Source organism: uncultured Subdoligranulum sp., from assembly GCF_963931595.1.
Classification (GTDB): domain Bacteria; phylum Bacillota; class Clostridia; order Oscillospirales; family Ruminococcaceae; genus Gemmiger.
In genome coordinates this window covers 943,487-965,833 of the sequence record NZ_OZ007030.1, presented here as the reverse complement: position 1 = coordinate 965,833, position 22,347 = coordinate 943,487, and the positions used below count along the sequence as shown (strand labels likewise).

Annotated in this window: 17 protein-coding genes and 1 tRNA gene; 3 read left to right on the top strand and 15 right to left on the bottom strand. The window is 59.1% G+C overall.

The features are described from left to right. Positions 1-3: 3 nt before the first annotated feature. From ABGT73_RS04540 to ABGT73_RS04500, 9 genes are all read right to left on the bottom strand, one after another. Entirely contained in the window at positions 4-357 is a 354-nt protein-coding gene (locus ABGT73_RS04540) for an arsenate reductase family protein (protein WP_346668633.1), read from the bottom strand. A 122-nt stretch (positions 358-479) separates the two neighbouring features. Next, positions 480-4,082, bottom strand: a complete 3,603-nt coding sequence (gene rpoC, locus ABGT73_RS04535; protein WP_346668632.1) for a DNA-directed RNA polymerase subunit beta' — start codon at positions 4,080-4,082, stop codon at positions 480-482. Between the two features lie 47 nt (positions 4,083-4,129). Beyond that, complete coding sequence (locus ABGT73_RS04530; RefSeq protein ID WP_346668631.1) at positions 4,130-7,960, bottom strand: DNA-directed RNA polymerase subunit beta; 3,831 nt, start codon at positions 7,958-7,960, stop codon at positions 4,130-4,132. Positions 7,961-8,422: 462 nt separating this feature from the next. Further along, positions 8,423-9,514, bottom strand: coding sequence for an RNA polymerase sigma factor RpoD (gene rpoD / locus ABGT73_RS04525; RefSeq protein ID WP_346668630.1), 1,092 nt, complete (start codon positions 9,512-9,514; stop codon positions 8,423-8,425). Between the two features lie 75 nt (positions 9,515-9,589). Then, positions 9,590-11,380 carry a DNA primase gene (gene dnaG, locus ABGT73_RS04520; protein WP_346668629.1) on the bottom strand — a complete coding sequence of 597 codons (1,791 nt, stop codon included), beginning with the start codon at positions 11,378-11,380 and terminating at the stop codon, positions 9,590-9,592. A gap of 32 nt (positions 11,381-11,412) precedes the next feature. Then, entirely contained in the window at positions 11,413-12,414 is a 1,002-nt protein-coding gene (locus ABGT73_RS04515) for a deoxyguanosinetriphosphate triphosphohydrolase (protein WP_346668628.1), read from the bottom strand. Between the two features lie 89 nt (positions 12,415-12,503). Continuing rightward, the gene (locus ABGT73_RS04510) at positions 12,504-13,121 is read right to left on the bottom strand and encodes a YigZ family protein (protein ID WP_346668627.1); all 618 of its coding nucleotides are present in this window, start codon (positions 13,119-13,121) and stop codon (positions 12,504-12,506) included. Between the two features lie 66 nt (positions 13,122-13,187). After that, complete coding sequence (gene rpmE, locus ABGT73_RS04505; RefSeq protein ID WP_346670307.1) at positions 13,188-13,394, bottom strand: 50S ribosomal protein L31; 207 nt, start codon at positions 13,392-13,394, stop codon at positions 13,188-13,190. A gap of 244 nt (positions 13,395-13,638) precedes the next feature. Then, positions 13,639-13,714: transfer RNA gene (locus ABGT73_RS04500), tRNA-Gly, on the bottom strand. 139 nt (positions 13,715-13,853) lie between these two features. Here ABGT73_RS04500 and ABGT73_RS04495 point away from each other — a divergent pair. Further along, complete coding sequence (locus ABGT73_RS04495; RefSeq protein WP_346668626.1) at positions 13,854-14,186, top strand: hypothetical protein; 333 nt, start codon at positions 13,854-13,856, stop codon at positions 14,184-14,186. Positions 14,187-14,241: 55 nt separating this feature from the next. Here ABGT73_RS04495 and ABGT73_RS04490 read toward each other — a convergent pair whose 3' ends face one another. The 6 genes from ABGT73_RS04490 to ABGT73_RS04465 all read right to left on the bottom strand — a co-directional run bounded on the left by ABGT73_RS04490 (position 14,242) and on the right by ABGT73_RS04465 (position 20,688). Beyond that, positions 14,242-15,645 carry an MBOAT family O-acyltransferase gene (locus tag ABGT73_RS04490; RefSeq protein ID WP_346668625.1) on the bottom strand — a complete coding sequence of 468 codons (1,404 nt, stop codon included), beginning with the start codon at positions 15,643-15,645 and terminating at the stop codon, positions 14,242-14,244. A 15-nt stretch (positions 15,646-15,660) separates the two neighbouring features. Continuing rightward, entirely contained in the window at positions 15,661-16,764 is a 1,104-nt protein-coding gene (locus ABGT73_RS04485) for a hypothetical protein (RefSeq protein ID WP_346668624.1), read from the bottom strand. 15 nt (positions 16,765-16,779) lie between these two features. Further along, on the bottom strand, positions 16,780-18,558 hold the full coding sequence (locus ABGT73_RS04480) for an HAD-IIIC family phosphatase (RefSeq protein ID WP_346668623.1): 1,779 nt from the start codon (positions 18,556-18,558) through the stop codon (positions 16,780-16,782). Positions 18,559-18,576: 18 nt separating this feature from the next. Further along, positions 18,577-18,831: a TIGR03905 family TSCPD domain-containing protein gene (locus tag ABGT73_RS04475; protein WP_346668622.1), complete on the bottom strand. Its 255-nt coding sequence runs from the start codon at positions 18,829-18,831 to the stop codon at positions 18,577-18,579. A gap of 21 nt (positions 18,832-18,852) precedes the next feature. Then, on the bottom strand, positions 18,853-19,719 hold the full coding sequence (locus tag ABGT73_RS04470) for a PHP domain-containing protein (protein WP_346668621.1): 867 nt from the start codon (positions 19,717-19,719) through the stop codon (positions 18,853-18,855). Positions 19,720-19,806: 87 nt separating this feature from the next. Beyond that, a complete protein-coding gene (locus ABGT73_RS04465; RefSeq protein ID WP_346668620.1) occupies positions 19,807-20,688 on the bottom strand; it encodes a LysR family transcriptional regulator in 882 nt (293 codons plus the stop codon). Positions 20,689-20,962: 274 nt separating this feature from the next. Between ABGT73_RS04465 and ABGT73_RS04460 the strand changes: the two genes are divergently transcribed. Together ABGT73_RS04460 and ABGT73_RS04455 are read left to right on the top strand one after the other, a co-directional pair. Beyond that, complete coding sequence (locus ABGT73_RS04460; protein WP_346668619.1) at positions 20,963-21,874, top strand: type II CAAX endopeptidase family protein; 912 nt, start codon at positions 20,963-20,965, stop codon at positions 21,872-21,874. A gap of 10 nt (positions 21,875-21,884) precedes the next feature. Next, a complete protein-coding gene (locus ABGT73_RS04455) occupies positions 21,885-22,346 on the top strand; it encodes a nucleoside deaminase (protein ID WP_346668618.1) in 462 nt (153 codons plus the stop codon). The last annotated feature ends 1 nt before the right edge of the window (position 22,347 follow it).

Sequence of the window (22,347 nt, the reverse complement as noted above, 5' to 3'; positions counted from 1 at the left end):
TCCTTATTGGCAAAGTGCCGCTTCCCATTCAGCGGTTTTGAAACCCACCAGCACAAAATCCTCTCCGATCAGCAGCGGGCGCTTGACCAGCATGCCGTCCGAGGCCAGCAGATCCAGCTGTTCCTCCTCCGACATGGCTGGCAGTTTATCCTTAAGGCCCAGGGACTTGTAGGCCTGGCCGCTGGTGTTGAAAAATCGTTTGAGGGGCTGCCCGCTGCGCGCATGCCAGGCTTGCAGCTCTTCCTTCGTGGGATTTTCCTCCTTGATATGACGTGCTTCATAGGAGACGCCATGCTCCTCCAGCCACTTTTGAGCCTTCCGGCAGGTGGAGCAGGGCGGATATTGTAAGAATAACACCGTTGTCACTTCCCTTCTCATGGTTTGTGTCAGTATACCCAATTATAGCCGCTTCCCCAACCAGCGTCAACCAAACCCAAAAATCCCCGCCGCAAATGCGGCGGGGATTTGTCTTTTATGGATTAGTGGTCGTAGGCGGATTCAGCAGCATCGCGGGCGATCTCCGCTTCCTCCAGTTCCTTCTCCACCTCCGGCAGACCGGTACCGGCAGGAATCAGTTTGCCGATGATGACGTTCTCCTTCAGGCCGGCCAGCGGGTCGGTCTTGCCCTTGATAGCGGCCTCGGTCAGGACACGGGTGGTCTCCTGGAAGGACGCAGCGGACAGGAAGGAGTCGGTAGCCAGGCTGGACTTGGTGATACCCAGCAGCACCTGGCTGGCCTGCACCAGCTTCAGGTCGGTCTCGCCAGCGTCGATGCGCTCCTGGATTTCCTCGTTCTTGATCATCACATCGCGGCGATTCACCACGCTGCCGACGATAAAGTCGCTGGAGCCAGCGTCCTCGATGCGGACCTTGCGCATCATCTGACGGACGATAACCTCAATGTGCTTATCGTTGATATCCACGCCCTGCAGACGGTAAACCTTCTGCACTTCGCTGATCAGGTAGTTCTGGGTAGCCACGGGGCCCAGGATGGCCAGGATATCCTGCGGATAGGCATGGCCCTCGGTGAGCAGCGCGCCCTTCTGGACTTCGTCGCCCTCCATGACCTTGAGGCGCTGACCGAAGGGGATCAGGTAGCTCTTGGTGATGGGAGCACCGTTCTCGTCCACACCGTTGATCTCGGCATGGCGGCTCTTCTTGGTATCGTCGATGTGGACGGTACCGGCGATCTCGCTCATGATGGCCATAGCCTTGGGACGACGGCTCTCGAACAGTTCCTCAACGCGGGGAAGACCCTGGGTGATATCTTCAGCCGATGCGATACCGCCGGTATGGAAAGTACGCATGGTCAGCTGGGTACCGGGCTCGCCGATGGACTCGGCGGCGATGATACCGACGCTCTCGCCCACCTTGACGCATTCGCCGTTGGACATGTTGGAGCCGTAGCAGCGGGCGCAGACACCCACATGGGCACGGCAGGTCATGACCGAACGGATCTCCAGCTCGGTGATGCCGGCGTTGGCGATCTTCTCGGCGTCGAACATGTCCATCATCTTGTCCTTGCTGACCAGCAGCTCGCCGGTCTTGGGATCATAGACATCATGCAGCGCGTAACGGCCGTTCAGACGTTCCTTGAAGGACTCGACCACCGAGTTGCCCTCGCTGATCTCACGGACCCAGATGCCTTCAGTGGCATGGCAGTCTTCCTCACGGATGATGACTTCCTGGGAAACATCCACCAGACGGCGGGTCAGGTAACCGGAGTCGGCGGTACGAAGGGCGGTATCGGCCAGACCCTTACGAGCGCCTCGAGAAGAGATGAAGTATTCCAGGATATTCAGACCTTCACGGTAGTTGGCGCGAATGGGCATTTCCAGCGTCTTACCGGCCGTGTTGGCCAGCAGGCCGCGCATGCCGGCCAGCTGTTTGATCTGGTCCATAGAACCACGGGCACCGGAATCGGACATCATATAGATGGGGTTGCGCTGATGGTTCTGGCGCAGGTTGTTGCCCAGCGCCTCGGAGACCTGCTCGGTCGCCTCCTGCCAGATAGCAACGGTGCTGCGGTAGCGCTCCTCGTCCGAAATAAGACCGCGGTTGAAGTTCTTCATGACCTTTTCGATCTTCTTGTCGGCAGCCGCCAGAATGGCCGGCTTCTCTTCGGGGATGATGGCATCGGGCACCGCCACGGTGATGGCGGACAGGGTGGAATATTTGTAGCCCTGGGCCTTGATGGCGTCCAGCATGATGGCGCAGGCCTTGGTGCCGTGCTTGGTCAGGCAGCGGCTGATGATGTCGGGCAGGCCCTTCTTGGTCAGCTTGTCGGACTTGCCGCCCGAAGCGATCTTCAGGGTGCGGGGGTTCATCTCGTAGTCGAACTTGTGCTCGGGATCGGTGCGATCCACATAGCCCAGGTCCTGCGGGATGGGCGTATTGAAGATGATCTGACCCATGGTGGTATCCACCAGAGCGCTCTCCTCCACGCCGTCAAAGGTCATGGTGCGGCGCACCTTGATGGGCGCCTGCAGCGTGATGAGGCCTTCGGAGTAAGCCATCATGGCCTCGTCCTCATCGCGGAAGACCTTGCCGTGGCCCTTATCGTCGGGGTTGACGAGGGTCAGGTAGTAGCTGCCCAGAATCATATCCTGGGTGGGCACCGTGACAGGCTCACCGTCGGAGGGCTTCAGCAGGTTGCCGGAGGCCAGCATCAGCATCTTGGCTTCACGCTGGGCTTCCTTGGACAGCGGCAGATGGACAGCCATCTGGTCGCCGTCGAAGTCGGCGTTGAAGGGGGTGCAGACCAGCGGGTGCAGCTTGATGGCACGGCCTTCCACCAGGACAGGCTCGAAGGCCTGGATGCCCAGACGGTGCAGCGTAGGTGCACGGTTCAGAAGTACCGGATGGCCCTTGATGACGGTTTCCAGCGAGTCCCAGACCTCGGGGCGGGCACGCTCCACCATCTTGCGGGCGGACTTGATGTTGTTGGCTTTTTCCTTCTCCACCAGGTCCTTCATGACGAAGGGCTTGAAGAGTTCCAGGGCCATCTCCTTGGGCAGGCCGCACTGATACATCTTCAGTTCGGGGCCGACCACGATAACCGAACGGCCGGAGTAGTCAACACGCTTGCCCAGCAGGTTCTGACGGAAGCGGCCCTGCTTGCCCTTCAGCATGTCGGACAGGCTCTTGAGGGCACGGTTATTGGCGCCGGTGACCGGACGGCCGCGGCGGCCATTGTCGATCAGGGCATCCACAGCCTCCTGCAGCATGCGCTTTTCGTTGCGCACGATGATATCGGGCGCGCCCAGTTCCAGCAGGCGCTTCAGGCGGTTGTTGCGGTTGATGACGCGGCGGTACAGATCATTCAGATCGGAGGTGGCAAAGCGGCCGCCGTCCAGCTGCAGCAGCGGGCGCAGATCCGGCGGGATCACGGGGATGACCGTCAGGATCATCCACTCGGGGCGCTGGTTGCTCTCGATGAAAGCCTCCACAGCCTCCAGGCGCTTGAGCAGACGCACACGCTTCTGGCCGTTGGACTTCTCCAGCTCTTCCCGCAGCTCGGCGGACAGTTTATCCAGATCGATCTCCGCCAGCAGCTTCTGGATCGCCTCAGCGCCCATGCCGGCTTCAAACGTATCCTCGTACTTTTCGCGCATCTCCTTGTACTCGCGCTCGGTCAGCAGCTGCTTTTTCTCCAGCGGCGTGAAACCGGGGTCGGTGACAATGTAGTTGGCGAAATACAGCACCTTGTCCAGCTGCCGGGGGCTGATGTCCAACATCAGGCCGATGCGGCTGGGAATGCCCTTGAAATACCAGATATGGGATACGGGCGCCGCCAGCTCGATGTGGCCCATGCGCTCACGGCGGACCTTGGCGCGGGTGACTTCCACGCCGCACTTCTCGCAGATCTTGCCCTTGTAACGGATGCGCTTGTACTTGCCGCAGTGGCACTCCCAGTCCTTGGTGGGTCCAAAAATGCGCTCGCAGTACAGGCCGTCGCGCTCCGGCTTCAGGGTACGGTAGTTGATGGTTTCGGGTTTGGTGACCTCGCCGTAGCTCCACGCACGGATCTGATCCGGGGAGGCAAGGCCAATCTTAATCGAAGCGAATTCTTTATTTTCCATTCAGCGAACCCTCTCAATTCAAGTATGACACACGATACAGCAACACATTATTCATCGTCGAAGGGATCGTCCATCTCGATCTTGGCCAGGTCATCGGCACTGGGCTCGCTGTCCTCATCCAGATCGTCATCAAAGCCCTCGTCGGCGTCCTTCACGCTGTAGTCGTCCTGCAGCTCGCTCTCAACCAGGACATTGTTGCCCACTTCGTAATCGCTGTTTTCGAAGCTGCTGTCATCGTCGTCAAATTCCTGACGCATATCCACGGGATTGCCTTCCTTATCCTGCACGACGATATCCAGGCCCAAGCTCTGCAGCTCTTTGAGCATGACGCGGAAGCTCTCGGGGATACCGGGACGCGGGATGGGCTCGCCCTTGACGATGGCCTCGTAGGTCTTGACACGGCCCACCACATCGTCGGACTTGATGGTCAGGATTTCCTGCAGGGTGTACGCGGCGCCGTAAGCTTCCAGCGCCCAGACTTCCATTTCGCCGAAACGCTGGCCGCCGAACTGCGCCTTGCCGCCCAGAGGCTGCTGGGTGACCATGGAGTAGGGGCCGGTGGAACGGGCATGGATCTTATCGTCGACCAGGTGATGCAGCTTGAGGTAGTACATATAGCCGACGGTGACCTTGTTGGGGAACTTCTCGCCGGTACGGCCGTCGTAGACGGTGGTCTTGCCGTCGTCGGTCAGGTCGATCTTGGAGAAGTCGATGATGTGGCCCTTCTCACCCATCAGGCGGTCCAGCTTGGTGGGATACTCGGGGGCATTCTCGCCGTGCCACTTGGCGCGGGCCTCGGCGAAGCAGTCACGCAGGTCGGACTCATGGGCGCCGTCGAAGACAGGGGTCTGTACCTTCCAGCCCAGCGCCTTGGCCACATAGCCCAGGTTGACTTCCAGCACCTGACCGATGTTCATACGGGAAGGAACGCCCAGGGGGTTCAGCACGATATCCAGCGGGGTGCCGTCGGGCAGGAAGGGCATGTCCTCCTGCGGCAGAATGCGGGAGACAACACCCTTGTTGCCGTGACGGCCGGCCATCTTGTCGCCGACGCTGATCTTACGCTTCTGGGCGATGTAGCAGCGCACGCACATCCGCACACCGGGCTGCAGCTCATCGCTGTTCTCCGGCGTGAAGACCTTGATATCCACCACGATACCGTAGGCACCGTGGGGCACGCGCAGCGAGGTGTCGCGGACTTCGCGGGCTTTTTCACCGAAGATGGCACGCAGCAGACGCTCCTCGGCGGTCAGCTCGGTCTCACCCTTGGGGGTAACCTTGCCCACCAGAATGTCGCCGGTCTTGACCTCGGCGCCCACGCGGATGATGCCGCGATCGTCCAGATCCTTCAGGGCATCGTCGCCCACGTTGGGAATGTCGCGGGTGATTTCCTCGGGGCCCAGCTTGGTGTCGCGGGCCTCGGTCTCATACTCTTCAATATGAATGGAGGTGTAGACGTCCTCACGCACCAGCTTCTCGTTGAGCAGGACGGCGTCCTCGTAGTTGTAACCTTCCCAGGTCATGAAGCCGACCAGCGCATTCTTGCCCAGGCTGATCTCGCCGTTCTTGGTGGCGGGGCCGTCGGCCAGCACATCGCCGGTCTTGACCACATCGCCCACCTGGACGATGGGACGCTGGTTGTTGCAGTTGCCCTGGTTGGAACGCATGAACTTGATCAGTTCATAGGTGTCGGCAGAGCCATCGGCGCAGCGCACGATGATCTTCTCGGCATCCACGTATTCCACCGTGCCGTCATGGGCGGCCAGGATGCAGACGCCGGAGTCGGTAGCGGCCTTGTATTCCATACCGGTGGCCACGATGGGCTGCTGGGTAACCATCAGAGGCACAGCCTGCCGCTGCATGTTGGAGCCCATCAGAGCACGGTTACAGTCATCGTTCTCCAGGAACGGGATGCAGGCCGTGGCCACGGAAACCATCATACGGGGAGAAACATCCATGAAGTCGACCTGGCTGGCCTCAAACTCCTGAATATCATTGCGGTGACGGCCGGAAACGCGGGAACGGACGAAACGGTTGTTCTCGTCCAGCGGCTCGTTGGCCTGCGCCACAATGTATTCGTCTTCCACGTCGGCGGTCATGTAGACCACTTCGTCGGTCACCACGCCGGTGGCCTTGTCCACGCGGCGGTAGGGAGCCTCCACGAAGCCGTACTTATTGATCTTGGCGTAGGTGGCCAGGTAGGAGATCAGACCGATGTTCGGGCCTTCAGGGGTCTCGATGGGGCACAGACGACCGTAGTGAGTGTAGTGCACGTCGCGGACTTCAAAGCCTGCGCGGTCACGGGACAGACCGCCGGGGCCCAGGGCAGACAGACGGCGCTTGTGGGTCAACTCGGCCAGGGGGTTGTTCTGGTCCATGAACTGGGACAGCGGGCTGGAACCGATGAACTCCTTGATGGCGGCCACCACCGGGCGGATGTTGACCAGGCTCTGGGGCGTGATCTCGCCGTTCTCCTGGTTCTGCAGGGTCATCCGCTCACGGATGACGCGCTCCATGCGGGAGAAACCGATGCGGAACTGGTTCTGCAGCAGTTCGCCCACGCTGCGCACACGACGGTTGCCCAGGTGGTCGATCTCGTCGGTGACGCCGATGCCGTGATCCAGGCCGATCAGGTAGTTGATGGAGGCAAAGATATCGTCCACCGTGACGGTGCGGCTGATCAGCACGTCATGGTTCTGGCGCAGCAGTTCCTTCTGTTCCTCGGGGTCCGAGGTGGCATCAAGAATCTTGCGGATCTCGGCAAAGTTGGCGCGCTCGTTGATACCGCACTCGGCCTCCACATCAAAGCTGAAGAAGGGCTTCGCATCCACGCAGCCGTTGGAGATGACGATGACAGGCGTGCTCTCCTCGCCCTTGCGCTCCACCAGCACGACAACGCGGGTCACACCGGCGGCATCGATCTCGTTGGCCTTGGCGGTGTTGATCTTCTCCCCTTTGGCCACCAGCAGTTCGCCGGTCAGGGGGGCGATGACATCCTCGGCAGCCTTGTAGCCGGCAATGCGGCGGGCCAGCGCCAGCTTGTTGTTCATCTTGTAGCGGCCGAAACGAGCCAGGTCGTAGCGGTGCGGGTCAAAGAACAGCGCATTCAGGTGGCTGCGGGAGTTCTCCACCGTCGGGGGCTCGCCGGGGCGCAGCTTGCGGTACACTTCCAGCAGACCTTCCTCGGTGGAATGGGTGATGTCCTTTTCCAGGGAGGCGTTGATCTTGGGCTCGGAGTTGCCGAAGAACTGACGGATCTGCTCATCGGTCCCCAGCCCCAGCGCACGGATCAGCGTGGTCACCGGCAGCTTGCGGTTTTTATCGATGCGGACATAGAAAACGTCCTGGGAGTCCGTCTCGTATTCCAGCCAGGCACCGCGGTTGGGGTTCATGGTGGCGGTAAACAGGTCCTTGCCGGTACGGTCCTTGCTGGAGCCGTAGAAAACACCGGGAGAACGGACCAACTGGCTGACGATGGCACGCTCGGCACCGTTGGAGATGAAGGTGCCGGAATCGGTCATGAGCGGGAACTCGCCCATGAAGATCTCCTGCTCCTTCACCTCGCCGGTCTGCTTGTTGAACAGCCGGGCCGTGACATACAGGGGCGCCGCATAGGTGGCGTCCCGCTCCTTACATTCTTTAATGGAGTACTTGGGGTTCTTGTCCAGCCGGTAATCGACGAATTCCAGCACCAGATTCCCGGTGTAGTCCTCGATCGCGGCAATGTCATGGAAGACCTCGTGCAGGCCTTCCCGAAGGAACCAGTTGTAAGAGTTTTTCTGGATCTCGATGAGATTGGGCATATCAATCACTTCGTTGATACGGGAAAAACTCATGCGGGTCGTTCTGCCGTTTTGTACGGGCTTGACCTTTACCATAAAACGCGACCACTCCTATTCCATAGATTGACAAAGTTGGCAAAAGCATCCCAAAGAGACCTTCATGAAAGGAGCCACATTCGGCATTTTTCACAAATTTCAAGGATTTTGCATTTTGGCAAAATCCCCTTAGGGCGCTCTATTCCATTTTTGTGATACTGATTTAGTATACAGGGTAAAACCCTTATTGTCAAGGCTTTTCCCGGCTTTTTTACAACTTTTCCGCGTGCTGTGATACGCCCGGGTCCGTGTAGGTTATTTTCGGCATTTTGACGATTTTGCACCCCCGGCGCCGTCTTGACAAATCCGTTCCGACTGTTCCAGCAGGGGCTTTTGGGCATTTTATACAACCCTGTACCCGTCTTTTTGTGCGTGCACACTCTTGACTTTTGCCTGATACCTGCATATACGACAGCCCCGGACGGGTTTCCGTCCGGGGCTGTCACTGTTATTCACAAAATATCAATCCAGGAAGTCACGCAGTTTCTTGCTGCGGCTGGGATGGCGCAGCTTGCGCAGGGCCTTGGCCTCGATCTGGCGGATGCGTTCACGGGTCACGTTGAACTCCTTGCCCACTTCCTCCAGCGTGCGGGGACGGCCGTCCTCCAGGCCGAAGCGGAGACGCAGCACCTTTTCCTCACGGGGGGTCAGCGTCTTGAGCACATCGGCCAGCTGCTCCTTGAGCAGCGTCTGGCTGGCGGCTTCCGCCGGGACCGGCGCGTCGTCATCAGGGATAAAGTCGCCCAGATGGCTGTCCTCTTCCTCACCGATGGGCGTTTCCAGGCTCACGGGCTCCTGGGCCACCCGCATGATCTCGCGGACCTTGTCCACCGACATATCCAGGCGCTCGGCGATTTCCTCGGCGCTGGGATCGTGGCCGCACTCATGCAGCAGCTGGCTGGAGACCTTCTTCACCTTGTTGATGGTCTCCACCATATGCACAGGGATCCGGATGGTGCGGGCCTGGTCGGCGATGGCGCGGGTGATGGCCTGGCGGATCCACCAGGTGGCGTAGGTGGAGAACTTGAAGCCCTTGGTGTGGTCAAACTTTTCCACTGCCTTGATCAGGCCCAGGTTGCCCTCCTGGATCAGGTCCAGGAACTGCATGCCCCGTCCCACATACCGCTTGGCGATGGAGACCACCAGACGCAGGTTGGCTTCACTCAGCCGCTGCTTGGCCTTCTCTCCCTCGGGACCGCCGGCCTGAATCTTCAGGGCCAGATCGATCTCCTCCTCCGGCGTCAGCAGAGGCACCCGGCCGATTTCTTTCAGATACACCTTGACGGGGTCATCGATGGTGATACCGTCGGTGTTGAGGCTGTCCTCAAAATCGTCCACGTTGTCCTCAGTGAGGGCGACACCCGCATCCGACGTATCGTCGTCCACCACTTCAATGCCGTTGCTCTCCAGTTCCTCGTAGAGCTTTTCCATCTGCTCCACATCCAGAACGTGGCCGCTTTCCTCCATCGCATCACCGATCTCGGTGTTGGTCAGCTTGCCATTGCGGCGGCCGGTTTCGATCAAACCGCGAATCGGATCTTTTTTCTCTGCCATAAGTACGTTTCTCCTTTTGGTTTTCTATTGATAAACGGTGTGTTTCCACACGGGGAGAGGCTCTCTGTCCAGGATTTACCCGTCGTTTTCCGGCGGAGGGTCCTGTACCCCCTTTTCTTTTTTGACGTTGGCGAAAAAGTTCAGGAACTGGTCATCACTGGTGCCGGCCACCCGCTCGCTGATGGGCTTGGCATTCTGCAGCCGTTCCAGATACATATCAATATCCTGCCGCGCCAGTTTCTGGTCGTGGTTCTGTGCCTGGGCCAGTGCCACCTGCTGGAACGCCTTGTCGTCCAGCCGCTGCTGCAATGAAGTCAGGTTGACCGGCTGCTTTTCCTCCGCACAGCGGAAGATTGCCTGCAGTGCCTGCTGCATTTCGGGCAGCAGGATCGTATCCATGGAAAGCCGCGTTTTCACATAGGGCACCTCATCGGGATCCTGCAGCAGCGCCGCCACCAGCTGGCGGCTGGCGCTGGCTGCTCCCAGGGCCGCGTCACCGCCCTGGGTGTAGGGGATGCGGATATCCGCCGCAATCCCCTTCTGGGCCATTTCTTTCTGTTCCCTGCGGTGACTGCGCCGGTCGGCTGCCCGCAAAGCCCCCTGCAGCTGGGAGAGAATTGCCTGTTTGGACACCCCGGTTTCATCCGCCAGGCGCCCCGCATAGACATCCCGGGCTGTGGGCGTGACGCTCTGCCCCGTAAGGATATCAATGGCTTCCCGGATATAGCTGAGCCGGCCGTCATCACTGCGCAGATCATATTTTGCCTTTGCCTTTTTCAGCTGGAATTCGGTGGGGTTGGCCGTGCCGTTGAGCAGCATATCGAAACGTTCCCGGCCGTACTTTTTGATGAATTCGTCTGGGTCCTTGGCCCCCTGGTAGCTCAGCACGCTGACCTTCACCGGGCTGTTGGCAAACAGTCCCAGGCTGCGCTCGGTGGCCTTCTGCCCTGCCTCATCGGAATCGTAACTCAGGATCACCTCGTCGGCATACTCGCTCAGCAGCTTCACCTGTTCCGGCGTCAGGGCGGTGCCGCAGGCGCAGACCGCCGTATCGAATCCCGCCTCGTGCATCGAGATGACATCCATGTACCCTTCACAGAGGATATAGCGCTTGCTGGTGGATTTCTTGGCCACGTTCAGCGCAAACAGGGTTCTGGATTTGTGGTATACCAGCGTTTCGGGGCTGTTGATGTACTTGGGCTTGGAATCGTCCAGCACACGGCCGCCGAACGCGATGATGGAACCCCGCACATCGATGATGGGCACCATCACCCGGTGGCGGAAGATATCGTACAGATTGCCCTTGGCGCTGCGCTTGATCAGGCCGGAGTGTTCCAGCTCATCCTCCCGGAAACCGCGGCGCCGCAGATAATGCAAAAGCCCCCCGAAGTCTTCCGGCGCATATCCCAGACCGAACCGCCGGATGGCCGCATCGGACAACCCGCGCTTTTCCTTCCAGTAACGCCGGGCCTGGGCCGCTTCCGGGGTTTTGGCGTTGAGCTGTTCGTAGAAATACCGTGCGGCGCAGCGGTTGATCTCCAGCAGCCGCTGCCGGGCGCGTGCCTCCCGGTCCTCCTCCTCGGGCAGCGGCATTCCCACCCGGGACGCCAGCTGTTTGACGCTTTCCACGTACCCCAGATTATTGTACTTGCGCACAAAGTTTATAACATCCCCTGCCGCGCCGCAGCCAAAGCAATAAAAGCTCTGGGTGTCGGGGTACACCACGAAGGAGGGTGTCTTCTCATTGTGGAACGGACACAGCCCGCTCAGCGTCCTGCCGCGGCGGCGAAGATGCACATACTGTCCGATAACTTCCTCAATATCGTTGCGGCGCACAACCTCCTGTATGTATTCCTGTGGAATCAATCCGCTCCACCTCCTTTACGCCTGAAACGGCGTCACAGAACCTGCCACTTTTTGGGCACGAACCATTCCACAAACAACCGTGTGGCAAATTCATCGCTCATGCCGCTGATATAATCGGTAGCGGCGCGGTCCACACCTTCGTTGTAGGCGATCTGCAGGTAGAAATTGGGCAAAAGATCCGGATCGCTGCACAGTCGCTCGTACAGTCCCTCGATCAGCTTGTCCACCTTTTTCTCTTCCCGCTTCGCCTCCCGGTCCACATAGACCGTGGAATACATGAAATCCTTCAGGACCGCATAGGCAGATTCCACTTCCGGGGAGAAGTTGATCCGCCCGTTCTGGCTGTGCTCCACCAGGTCAGCGATCATGGTGGTGATGCGCCGGGACTTGGTATTGCCCAGAATGGCCGTCGCTTCCGCCGGAATCTGACGCGGGTCCAGCACACCAGCCTCCACCGCGTCCTCAATGTCGTGGTTCAAAAAGGCGATGTGATCCGCCCGGCGCACCACACAGCCTTCCGGTGTGCGGGCCCAGGTGCCTGTGGTATGGGTGATAATGCCGTTGCGGACCTCCCAGCTCAGGTTGAGCCCTTTGCCGTCCTTTTCCAGGTAATCCACCACCCGCAGGCTCTGCCGGTAGTGGGTAAACCCATCGGGGCACAGGCGGTTCAGCGCCCGCTCCCCCGCATGACCAAAGGGAGTATGTCCCAGATCATGGCCCAGTGCGATGGCCTCTGTCAGGTCCTCGTTGAGGCGCAGTGCCCGTGCAATGGTCCGGGCAATCTGGCTGACCTCCAGGGTATGGGTCAGCCGGGTCCGGTAGTGGTCCCCTTCCGGTGAGAGAAACACCTGGGTCTTCTGTTTGAGGCGCCGGAACGCCTTGCAGTGCAGGATTCTGTCTCGGTCCCGCTGAAAGCACGGGCGGATCGGGTCCGGTTCCTCCGCCATACGGCGGCCACGACTGTGCTCACTGAGCATCGCATACCGGCTGAGCGTCTGCCGCTCAATGGCCTCGGTTTCTTCTCGAATCGTCAAAAGATCCGCCCCCTTTCTTTGGTCTCTATAAATAAGTACGATAAAACCACGCAAAAGACTTTATTTTTGCCGGAATTTTCAGATTTTTTTCAAAAAGGCGCATAGGCAGGCGCCGAAACCTCCACCTGTGCCGCACCGCGGGTCAGTTCCGCCAGTGATGCACACAGGGATGTTTCCTCGCCGGAGGGCATCCGCCACAGTAAGGTCACCGCATCCGCAAAGACCGGTTCCTGCAGTCTGGCGCCGGATGCCGCGATCATCCGCTGGGCCTGCTCAAACAGCCCATAGGGAACCTGAAGGCTGCAGTCCACCACCAGGCGCATGCTGACCAGTTCCGCCTGCTGCAATGCGCCGGAGGCCGCAGCTGTATAGGCCCGTACCAGACCGCCGGTCCCCAGCAGAATGCCGCCGAAGTACCGGGTCACCACCACAATCACATCGGAAAGTTCCGCGTGGCCGATGGCTTCCAGCACCGGCGTGCCCGCAGTCTTGGCCGGTTCCCCGTCGTCGGAATAGCGGGTGCGCCCGTTCTGCAGCACATAGGCATAGACATTATGCCGCGCCGTGCGGTTGGCCGCACGCACACCGTTGAGCACGGCCAGCGCTTTCTCTTCAGTGTCGGCAAAGGCGGCCGTCGCAATGAAACGGCTGCGTTTTTCCTCGTAGGTGAAGGTGGATACGCCGCGGATGGTCTTGTAGTCGGACATGGGAATTCCTTTCAGACAGCCAAAAATACCCCAGATGTCACCATCTGGGGTACAGTGCAAACAAACTTATTTGCCGAGGTTGGCATAACGGCGCTTGAAGCGCTCGACACGGCCACCGGTATCGACCAGCTTCTGCTTGCCGGTGTAGAACGGATGGCACTTGCTGCAAACTTCGACGTGGATCTCCGGCTTGGTGTCACGGGTGTGGATCACGTTGCCGCAGGCACAGGTAATGGTGCAGTCCACATAGTTCGGATGGATGCCCTTCTTCATGGTTATTTCACCTCTTTCTCGATCATGATTCCAGGAGCCATACTTGATATATGTGCTCATCACAATCTTCGAATTGCGGCTACCAGCATTCACCATCCTGTGCGAATGGAGCAGCCATCTGAACGATTGCTGAAATATTTTAGCAGAGAAAACGTCGTTTGTCAAGTTTTTTCTTCTGGGAGCGAAACTTTTCCCGTTTCCCCGCGCGCAAAGGAAAACGCCCTGCCCAACGGCAAGGCGTTTTTGGAGCGGGATACGAGTCTCGAACTCGCCACCTACTGCTTGGGAAGCAGTCACTCTACCGGATGAGCTAATCCCGCATGACTTAGTTATTGTACCGCAAAGGCGCCGGTTTGTCAATGGCGTTTTGTGGGTTCTATTGTCAAGCGGCGGGAAATCCGATATAATACCCTGTAGAAACAGCGCTTTCCGGTTTGCAGGTGAAGGGAGTTTTGATCTATGCTGGACGCTTTTCCGATCTATCACTGGTTTCACAACGGGAATTCCTATTCCGGGGCCGAGGACGGTATGCGCTATGTCATTGTTCCGGGCAAGAAGCCGGACCCCGCCGACGAGAGCGGCAAAAAGAAGATCGAATCCCTGACCGCCTACGTCTGGCCCGGTCCGTGGAGTATCGAACATACGGCGGAGGAAAAAATCCAGAGCCGGGAATTTGAGGGCAACCAGCAGGGCCTGGATGAGGCCGTGGCTTGGTTTCATGAAATGTACACCGGTCAGGCGGAACGCTGGGCGAACATTCCTTCCATCCTGGATTGTGAACCCGACCGCTGATCCATCCATATCCAAAAACAGCACCCTGCCGGTTTGGCAGGGTGCTGTTTTGGTTTCAGTAGCGCGCGTACAGGAATCCACCGCCGCCCAGGAAGTAGCCCATCAGCAGAAAAGCAAAGATGGCCACCTCGTACACAGCCCAGCGCACGGGACGCGGAGCAGCGCCGATTTTTTTCAGCACAGGGACCCTGAACTCTTGCAGCAGATCGGATGCAATCAGGATCAGCACACCGGCAAACAGAAAAATCTGCTCCTGCCGGGTGGTGAGCCCCAGTTCCCAGTAATTGCTCAACACATCATGCCCGCCGTTATGCACAATCCCGTAAAAATACCGGGCCGCATTGGTCAGGCTGTCGGCGCGGAAGATCACAAGGGCAAAAGCGAAGATACAGAATGTACCTGCGATCCCCACCAGGCGCGCCCGGCCCTTTGTGATGGCGCGGCGCCAGGGAAGATGATCCTCCAGGGCCTGGAACAGACCGTGCAGGAATCCCCAGAGCATATAGGTAAAACCGGCACCATGCCAAATTCCGCTGACCAAAAAGGTCAGCACCAGGTTGGCATCGCGCCGCGCAGCACTGCAGCGGCTGCCGCCCAGCGGAATATACACGTAATCTTTCAGCCAGCGGGAAAGGCTCATATGCCAGCGCGACCAGAATTCCTTGACCGTGGCGGACAGGAACGGCTGGCGGAAATTTTCCGGCAGCGACAGTCCCAGCATCTGCCCCACACCCAGCACGATATCCGTGTAGCCGGAAAAATCCGCGTAGAGCTGAAAGGGATACAAAAGCGCCGCAAAAAGCAACTGGGTGCGGTCAAAGGCCGCGGGATTGCCGAACGCCGCTGCCACCACCACGGCGGCGCGGTCCGCCACCACAACTTTTTTGAAGTATCCCCAGAAGCACCGCATCACGCCCTGCCAGGCCCGCTCTCCCGACCAGCGGGTGGGTGCCTCCATCTGCGGCATCAACTCCCCATAGCGATTGAAGGGTCCCTGTGTGATGGACAGGAAAAAAGATGCAAAGCAAAGCACACGGGCAAAGCTTTTTTGCGCCGGCAACTTTCCTCGACGCACATCCACCAGATAGCTCACAAGCTGCAGTGTGAAATACCCCAGCCCCAGCGGCTGCAGAATGGCCGGCTGCCACAAGCGCAGTCCGAAGATAGCCTGCAGTCCTCCGGCGCCCTCGATATAATATTTCAGGACCAGCAGCGGCACAAAGGCAAAGAGCAGACCGCCTGCAAACCATCCCGTCTTCTCACGGGCGCGCAGGGCGCATTGCCAGACCAGCAGCGAGCAAAGCAGCAGAATCACATATCCCTGCCAGTCCAGGGACAGATAAAACAAGGCGCTGGCGGCCAGCATGAGCCCCCAGCGTTTTTTCGGTTGCAGTCGGTACCAGAGCCCTACCAGCAATCCCGCAAAAACGACAAAGCCTGGCGATGAAACAGCCAGCATGGCAGGACCTCCTTTTCATGATTTACTGTAGACATCCGCCATAAAGATGGTGTTGTCTGCATGGGAGGCAAGTTTTTCCTCCACGGTATCACAGAACAGTGCGGACACATCTTTCCCCGCCCCATCGCGGGCGATCACATCGCACAGAAGCGCAGTGAATTTTTCGGCACCGCTCCCGTTCAGATGATGAGCGTCAGAGAAATCCCCGCCGCCCAGGTCCATTGCCTTGGGATCCCGGTACAGGGAAAAATCCCAGTATTGTGTGCCATGCTCCTGTGCAAACTGGCGCACCGCATCCACATAGGACTGATACCCCTGGGTATTGCTGAGATAGGCGCTTGGCAGCGGCGCGGTAAACAGTACCAGGCGGATGCCCGTTTCTTCACAGTAGTCTGCAATGTGTTCCAGATTTTCCCATCCGAATTCCGAGAGCGGATGCTCCGGGTCCACGTTGAGAACCGTGGCATAGCCGTCCCGGGCGACGCCTTCGGTATACACAAATCCGTCGCCTCGGTAGGCTTCCCCTTCCGCCGGGTAGGTCACATAGGCATAGTTGCCCGGCTCATAGCCATCGGTCAGCTTGGCCTTCCAGAGCGCCAGCATACTGCCGGGCGACGCAATGCCGTGCCGGGCGGGAAGAAGCAGGTCCGCCATGGCCGCCATGCCGCCCATCTCCCAGAGATAGCGGTACCGCCACGGAGAATTCCAGCGCATGAAATCCGTAAGCAGATAGCAGGCCAGCGAAACATCACGGGACGCACTCTGGTTGTAGCCCGTATAGAACATTTCCAGATACACCGTCTTCAGCGGGTTCTGTTCGGCCGCTTCCCGCAGCATATAGTAGGAACCATCCGGCAGCTGCTGGGAGGAACCCGCATTGAAGCTGTGGGTCCCCAGCGCTTCATCCACCATCGCAGGATCCACACTGCGGTAACAGTGGGAGGACCCCAGGAAAAGGGTATCGATCTGCCCTGCCTGCCCGTAGAGTTCCTGCAGCATCACACGGGAATAGGAGTGCACATCGTCCACCAGCAAAAAGCGGGCCGCTGTCAGAACAAGCACGGTCAGCAGCAGAAACGCCGCCCCAAGGGCACCTTTCCGCAGGAAGGCTCTCTTCATGCTAGCTCCTTTCGCTCAGCGCTCAATCTTCATGTGGGGGTGGCGCGGTTCATAGGATGCCGCATCCAGCTTCCAGACCGTGCTGCCGTTTTCCTCTTCGCTGACTTTTTCAAACCCGAAAGAGGCATAGAATTCCCGGACCATGCCGTTTTTGGCCGTGGGATAATAGTAGCCGTACACGGTGGTCACGCCGCGCTTTCGGGCGTCCTCCACCAGCGTGTCCATCACGGCGTCTTCCATGCCGCGCTTGAGCACACGGCAGCTCATCAGCCAGAGGCGCAGATGCAGATCTGCCCCCTGCTGTTCACCGGCCACCACCGTGACAATACCGTTGTCACCGAATTTGTCCACCAGTTTGCCGCACAGGCAGAGCCGGTTCGGATCCTCCGCCATGGCACGGATCTCATCCTCGGTGCAGCGCAGTGTCGTCAGATTGAACTGATTGGACTTGTTGGTCAGCTGGGCAATGCGCTGGGTGTACAGCGGCTCAAAGCCGTGAATCATGGCGGTCATTTCCAGGCTGTCCAGATACTCGCCGTAATCGCCAAAGGCCGCCTGGGCCGCCGCACGCTGGGCATTCTGGTGATAGAGTTCCGTCTTTTTGAGGTCCTCCTGGGAGAGGGCGGTCACCTCAAAATACCCGCCGTGATCCAGCATTTTGATATAGTTCTCGGCACCGTCCAGCACCGGAACAGCCACCCCCGGCACCTGGGCCGCCACGATGGCGCGTTCCGCCGGGTTGTCGTCAGCAAACACAAAGCTGTCCACGCCCAGGTTCAGTTCAGAGGCAATAGCTTTCAGATTCTGGTCCTTGGGTTCCCAGTTGGCCTTGATGGAGACAAAATCGTCGGGCCGCAGCACCCCGTCGGGATGGTTGAGCCCCGCCAGGGCGTTGGCCTCGTCGTTCTTGGAATCCACCGCCAGGACGACGCCAATGGATTTGAGAGCCTTGCAGTAACTCTGGAACTCGGCATAGACCTGGCCTTCCGGCACTTCCGGCCCGATGGCCAGACCGTCCACGCCGTCATCGCCGACCACGCCGCCCCAGAGGGTGTTGTCCAGATCCAGCACCAGAGCCTTCTTGTTGCGGCCGTACAGCGATTTGATGATGTTGGCCACACTGTTCGCCAGCGACGGAATGGCATCCAGGCACATGGCATATTTGTACATGTGCCAGTAGAATGCATCCCCCCAGGCCGTCAGACCATAGTCGGCGGACAGATAGCCAATGTCGTTGATATAAAAATGCTCGTGGGTTGCCGCGTAGGCATAGAACTTTTGGTTCAGGCGGCTGATGAAGTTGGAACGGCCATGCACGTCCCAGATATCCCGGTTTCCCATCAGCCGGTAGTTGGGCCGGTCGAAGTTGTTCTGGATGACCGGGCAGGCGAACTTCTGTTCCAGCGCCTGCCACATGGTCTCAAAATGGGTATACTGGTCTTCCAGCATCCCCTCAATCTGCTCGGGCGTATCCGCTGTGGTGGGCAGCGCCGTCAGGTTGCGCCAGTTGGTGTGGATATAAATCACATCCGGCGCAAAGGCATCCAGTTCCGGGGTGCCGAACATGGCATCCTGCCAGTACTGGGCATATTCACTCTGATAGAATTCCGCCTCGATGCCGTATTGCAGCAAAAAAAGCCCCAGCTGATCCGCCACCTCATTGGTGGTGGACCCGCCGAGAATTGCAATCTTTTTATGCAGCGGATGGGGATTCTGCGCCAGCAGTTCCCGGCGCAGGCGGCGCTTTTTGCGCAGCAACGTCTCGGTATCCAGCGGATAATGGAAGCAATCCATACAGGGCTCCTTTGCAGATTACAGGGAAGCCAGGGCGCCCTTGAGGGCCTGCGCGATCTGGTCCGGGCAGCTGGTGGGCTTGTTGCCGCAGGTGGTACCCTCCATGCGGGCGATGGCGTCCTCCGCCTTCATGCCTTTGAGCAGGCTGGAGATGCCTTTCAGGTTGCCGTTGCAGCCGCCCAGCACACGGACGGCTTCAATGGTGTGATCCGGGTTGAGTTCCACTTCGGTACGGACAGAGCAGGTGCCCTTATTGTTGTAAACATACGTCATAATACAAGATGCTCCTTTGTGTTATTTTGCCTTTTTGTTGGACATTTTACGTGCCTTGGCCAGCGTTTCCAGCCGGACGATCTGCTCGTCCCGCGTGGCAAAAGCGCCCACCGGGCGCGGCGTGACGGTATTGAGGCCGTGGTAATCGGTGCCGCCGGTGATCAGAAGATCGTTTTCCCGGGCAAGACGCAGCAGTTCCGCTTTGTCGTCCGGGGTATTCCGCGGGTGGTCGATCTCCACGCCGTCCAGACGGCCCGCCCGGATCAGCTCCCGCGCCAGCTCCATGCTGTGGTATACACTGGGATGAGCCAGCACCACCACTCCGCGGCAGGCCTTGATCAGTTCCAGGACATCGTCCACCGGCTCATACCGCGGCGTGTGCAGAATGCGTCCGCGCACCGGTTTGAGCCCGAAGAGAGAACGGTACACGTCGTTGTACATGCCGTCCGCCAGACCGTACTGCCACAGCACCCGCATCACATGGGCCTTGAACAGCGTACCGCTGTCCCTGGCCAGTTCCAGCGCTTCCTCCGTGCGGAACTGCGGGCAGATCTCCTCCAGTTCCCGGCAGCTCTGCAGCACCGCCACCTTGCGGCGCTCCGCCATCATATCGCAGAACTCCGCCAGCGGTGCACAGTCATCCGGCCAGTAGCACAGAAGATGCACCCGGTGGGCGCGCTCATAGTCGTAGGCCGTCATCTCCACCGCCGGAATCAGATGCACGCCCTCCTGGGTGGGATGGGCATAGGCATACCGGATTCCCTGCATGGAATCGTGATCGGAGATGGCAAGGTGCGTCATTCCCGCGCAGCGTGCCAGAAATGGCAGCTTTCCGGCCGGCGTCGATCCGTCGGAAAAGGTCGAATGGGTATGCAGATCGCCGGGCATGGTACTTCCCCCTTTTGGCTCTTTAACATCTTATTATACTCTTTTCGATCGGTTTTGAAAAGCCCTTGTGGGAGTGTACTCCCACGGTCATTTCATCGTCCCTGCATAAGCACGCGCATGCTCGATGAACCGGCTGGCTGCCGGGGACAGTCCCCGCCGTGACAGACAGGCAATCCCGATGTTGCGCCCCGCCGCCGGTTCCAGCCGCAGCACCTGGCAGCCGCTGTGGTCGGTTCCCCGCTTGAACATCAGTTCCGGCATGATAGCCAGGCCCTGCCCGCAGGAAACCATGGCGATCATGGACTGATCGTCCACAATATAGCACCGGCTGTTCACGTGCAGATCATTCTTTTTGAAGTAGCTCTGAATGTCCGCATCCAGGTCCGCCTGCTGGCTGACAAAGGGCTGTCCCTGCAATTCCTCCGCCCACACGCAGCCCGGCCGCTTGGGCTTGTAGGACGCCGGCGCGATGCAGACCAGCGGATCCTCGTACAGCGGCTCGAAATCCAGATCCTTGGCGCTGGAATTGGAGAGGAACCCCAGTTCCACCACACCGTTCTTGAGCCAGCCTGCAATGTCGGCGTAGGACCCCTGGTAGAGCTGCACGTCGATTCCCGGGAACTCCTTCTGGAAGGGCGGCACCAGCTGCGGGATCCAGGTCACACAGGCCGAATTGAATACCCCCAGCCGCAGCACCCCTTTATGCATGCCGTTGATCTGGGCGATGGACTGGTCCAGCAGTTCGCTGCTGTTGAGCATCCGGCGGATGGAGGGAAAAAGGCTCTCCCCCGCCGCCGTCATCGTCACACCGCTTTTGGTGCGGGTAAACAGCGGGAACCCACACTCTGCCTCCATGCCCGAAACCGCATGGCTGATGGCGGACGGCGTCAGATGCATCTGCTCCGCCGCCGCGGCAAAGGTGCCCAGCTGGGCCACCATCATCAGAATCTGGCAGTCCGTCAGTGTCATAAGCCCCTCCCACGAGTGAATCATTTTCATCTTTCGTATGAAAAAATTGTACTTTACTTCACGTTTATACTGTACTATGATAGTAGCAGAAAGTCAATGGCTGCAACGCACATTGCAGGAATCCCATTGGCTCCTCTCTCCCTCCACGACCTTACCGGCCCGCACACCGGTTGGGTCTTTTTTTATTGTCAGAATTGCGCACAACCCGGCAGTGTGTTATGATAGCAGTATATTGTGACAATACAATGTAAGCCTATGTGTAAGGGATGAGGGAATGGCTAGATCACGGGGAGTGCGCGGTGCCGCCAGTTGGTGTGCCATCGCCGCGATATTTTATTTGTTGGTTCGTTCACTGTTGTATGCCGGTGTCAGTGCGCTGCTGGGCCTTCTTCAGCCGGGGGCCAGCCTCAGCAAGCCGGTGGGCTTTTCCGATGTCACCATCGGGCTGCTGCAGCTGTTCATCGGTATCGGCGCCATAGCCATTCCGCTGTGGTGTATGCTGTATCTGACCCGGCTGACCTCCCGGGACCTGCGCATCACGCTGCCTGCACCCTGGAGCCCTGCGTTCTGTCTGCCTGTGTTTCTGGGCATTGCCAACGCCGCCAATCTGGCCGGTGCCCTGCTGACAAACCTGCTGGGCATCGAGGTTTCCACCAGCATCCTTCCCAGCGGCGGGCTGGAACTGGCCGTCCAGTTCCTTGTGCTCTGCGTGATGCCCGCCATCGCGGAAGAGCTGTTCTTCCGTGGGGCCTTGCAGGGCCTGCTGCGTCCCTGTGGCAGCGCGGCCGCAATCTTCGGGCCGGCGCTTCTGTTTGCCCTTTTGCATCTCGATCCCATCCAGGGCTTGACCGCTCTGGTTTGCGGCATCTTTCTGGGCTGGCTGGCCGAGCGCTCCGGCAGCATCCTGCCCGGCATGCTGCTGCACTTTACCAACAACTGTCTGGCTTTCCTGAGCCTGTATCTGCGTTTCTACGCCCCTTCCAGCGTGTCGTTCGGGGTGGAACTTTTTGTCCTGCTGTTCTTCCCGCTGTTCAGTCTGTGGCTGATCTACCATGCCCGGCAGCAGGGATTCCGTTTCGGGGCCGGGCTTCGTCCCGGTGTGGATGTGCTGGAGGTCTTCAGCAGCCCTGCCTACACCCTGACCATCATTTTCCTGCTGCTGTACACCGTTTTTCTGAGCCACTGAGGAGGAATCCATGACCGACGAACAGCTGATGCAGGCAGCCCTGGAGGAGGCCCGGGTGGCCGCCGCCCTGGGGGAAGTCCCGGTGGGGGCCGTGGTTGCCAAGGATGGCGAAATCGTCTCCCGGTCACACAACCTGCGGGAAAGCGGCAAGAACGCCACCTACCACGCCGAACTGCTGGCCATTGACGCCGCCTGCAAGGCGTTGGGAGGCTGGCGGCTGTGGCAGTGCGAACTTTTTGTGACGCTGGAGCCCTGTCCCATGTGCAGCGGCGCCATCATCAACAGCCGGCTGCGGCGGGTTGTCTATGGTGCCCGGGACCCCAAGGCCGGCTGCTGCGGCAGTCTGACCGATCTGTTTGTACTCCCCTTCAATCATCATCCTGTGATTGAACAGGGACTTCTGCAGGAGGAAGCGCAGGCCTTGCTGCAGGATTTTTTTGCCATGCTGCGCGAGAAACGGAAGAAGAAATAAG

Bases quoted from the DNA above. Each gene is read 5' to 3' on its own strand.
- rpoD (WP_346668630.1), bottom strand. From the start codon at position 9,514: ATGGCAGAGAAAAAAGATCCGATTCGCGGTTTGATCGAAACCGGCCGC.
- ABGT73_RS04475 (WP_346668622.1), bottom strand. From the start codon at position 18,831: ATGACGTATGTTTACAACAATAAGGGCACCTGCTCTGTCCGTACCGAA.
- ABGT73_RS04465 (WP_346668620.1), bottom strand. From the start codon at position 20,688: ATGACACTGACGGACTGCCAGATTCTGATGATGGTGGCCCAGCTGGGC.
- ABGT73_RS04460 (WP_346668619.1), top strand. From the start codon at position 20,963: ATGGCTAGATCACGGGGAGTGCGCGGTGCCGCCAGTTGGTGTGCCATC.
- ABGT73_RS04485 (WP_346668624.1), bottom strand. From the start codon at position 16,764: ATGAAGAGAGCCTTCCTGCGGAAAGGTGCCCTTGGGGCGGCGTTTCTG.
- ABGT73_RS04490 (WP_346668625.1), bottom strand. From the start codon at position 15,645: ATGCTGGCTGTTTCATCGCCAGGCTTTGTCGTTTTTGCGGGATTGCTG.
- ABGT73_RS04455 (WP_346668618.1), top strand. From the start codon at position 21,885: ATGACCGACGAACAGCTGATGCAGGCAGCCCTGGAGGAGGCCCGGGTG.
- rpoC (WP_346668632.1), bottom strand. From the start codon at position 4,082: ATGGAAAATAAAGAATTCGCTTCGATTAAGATTGGCCTTGCCTCCCCG.
- ABGT73_RS04495 (WP_346668626.1), top strand. From the start codon at position 13,854: ATGCTGGACGCTTTTCCGATCTATCACTGGTTTCACAACGGGAATTCC.
- ABGT73_RS04480 (WP_346668623.1), bottom strand. From the start codon at position 18,558: ATGGATTGCTTCCATTATCCGCTGGATACCGAGACGTTGCTGCGCAAA.
- ABGT73_RS04510 (WP_346668627.1), bottom strand. From the start codon at position 13,121: ATGTCCGACTACAAGACCATCCGCGGCGTATCCACCTTCACCTACGAG.
- rpmE (WP_346670307.1), bottom strand. From the start codon at position 13,394: ATGAAGAAGGGCATCCATCCGAACTATGTGGACTGCACCATTACCTGT.
- ABGT73_RS04530 (WP_346668631.1), bottom strand. From the start codon at position 7,960: ATGGTAAAGGTCAAGCCCGTACAAAACGGCAGAACGACCCGCATGAGT.
- ABGT73_RS04470 (WP_346668621.1), bottom strand. From the start codon at position 19,719: ATGCCCGGCGATCTGCATACCCATTCGACCTTTTCCGACGGATCGACG.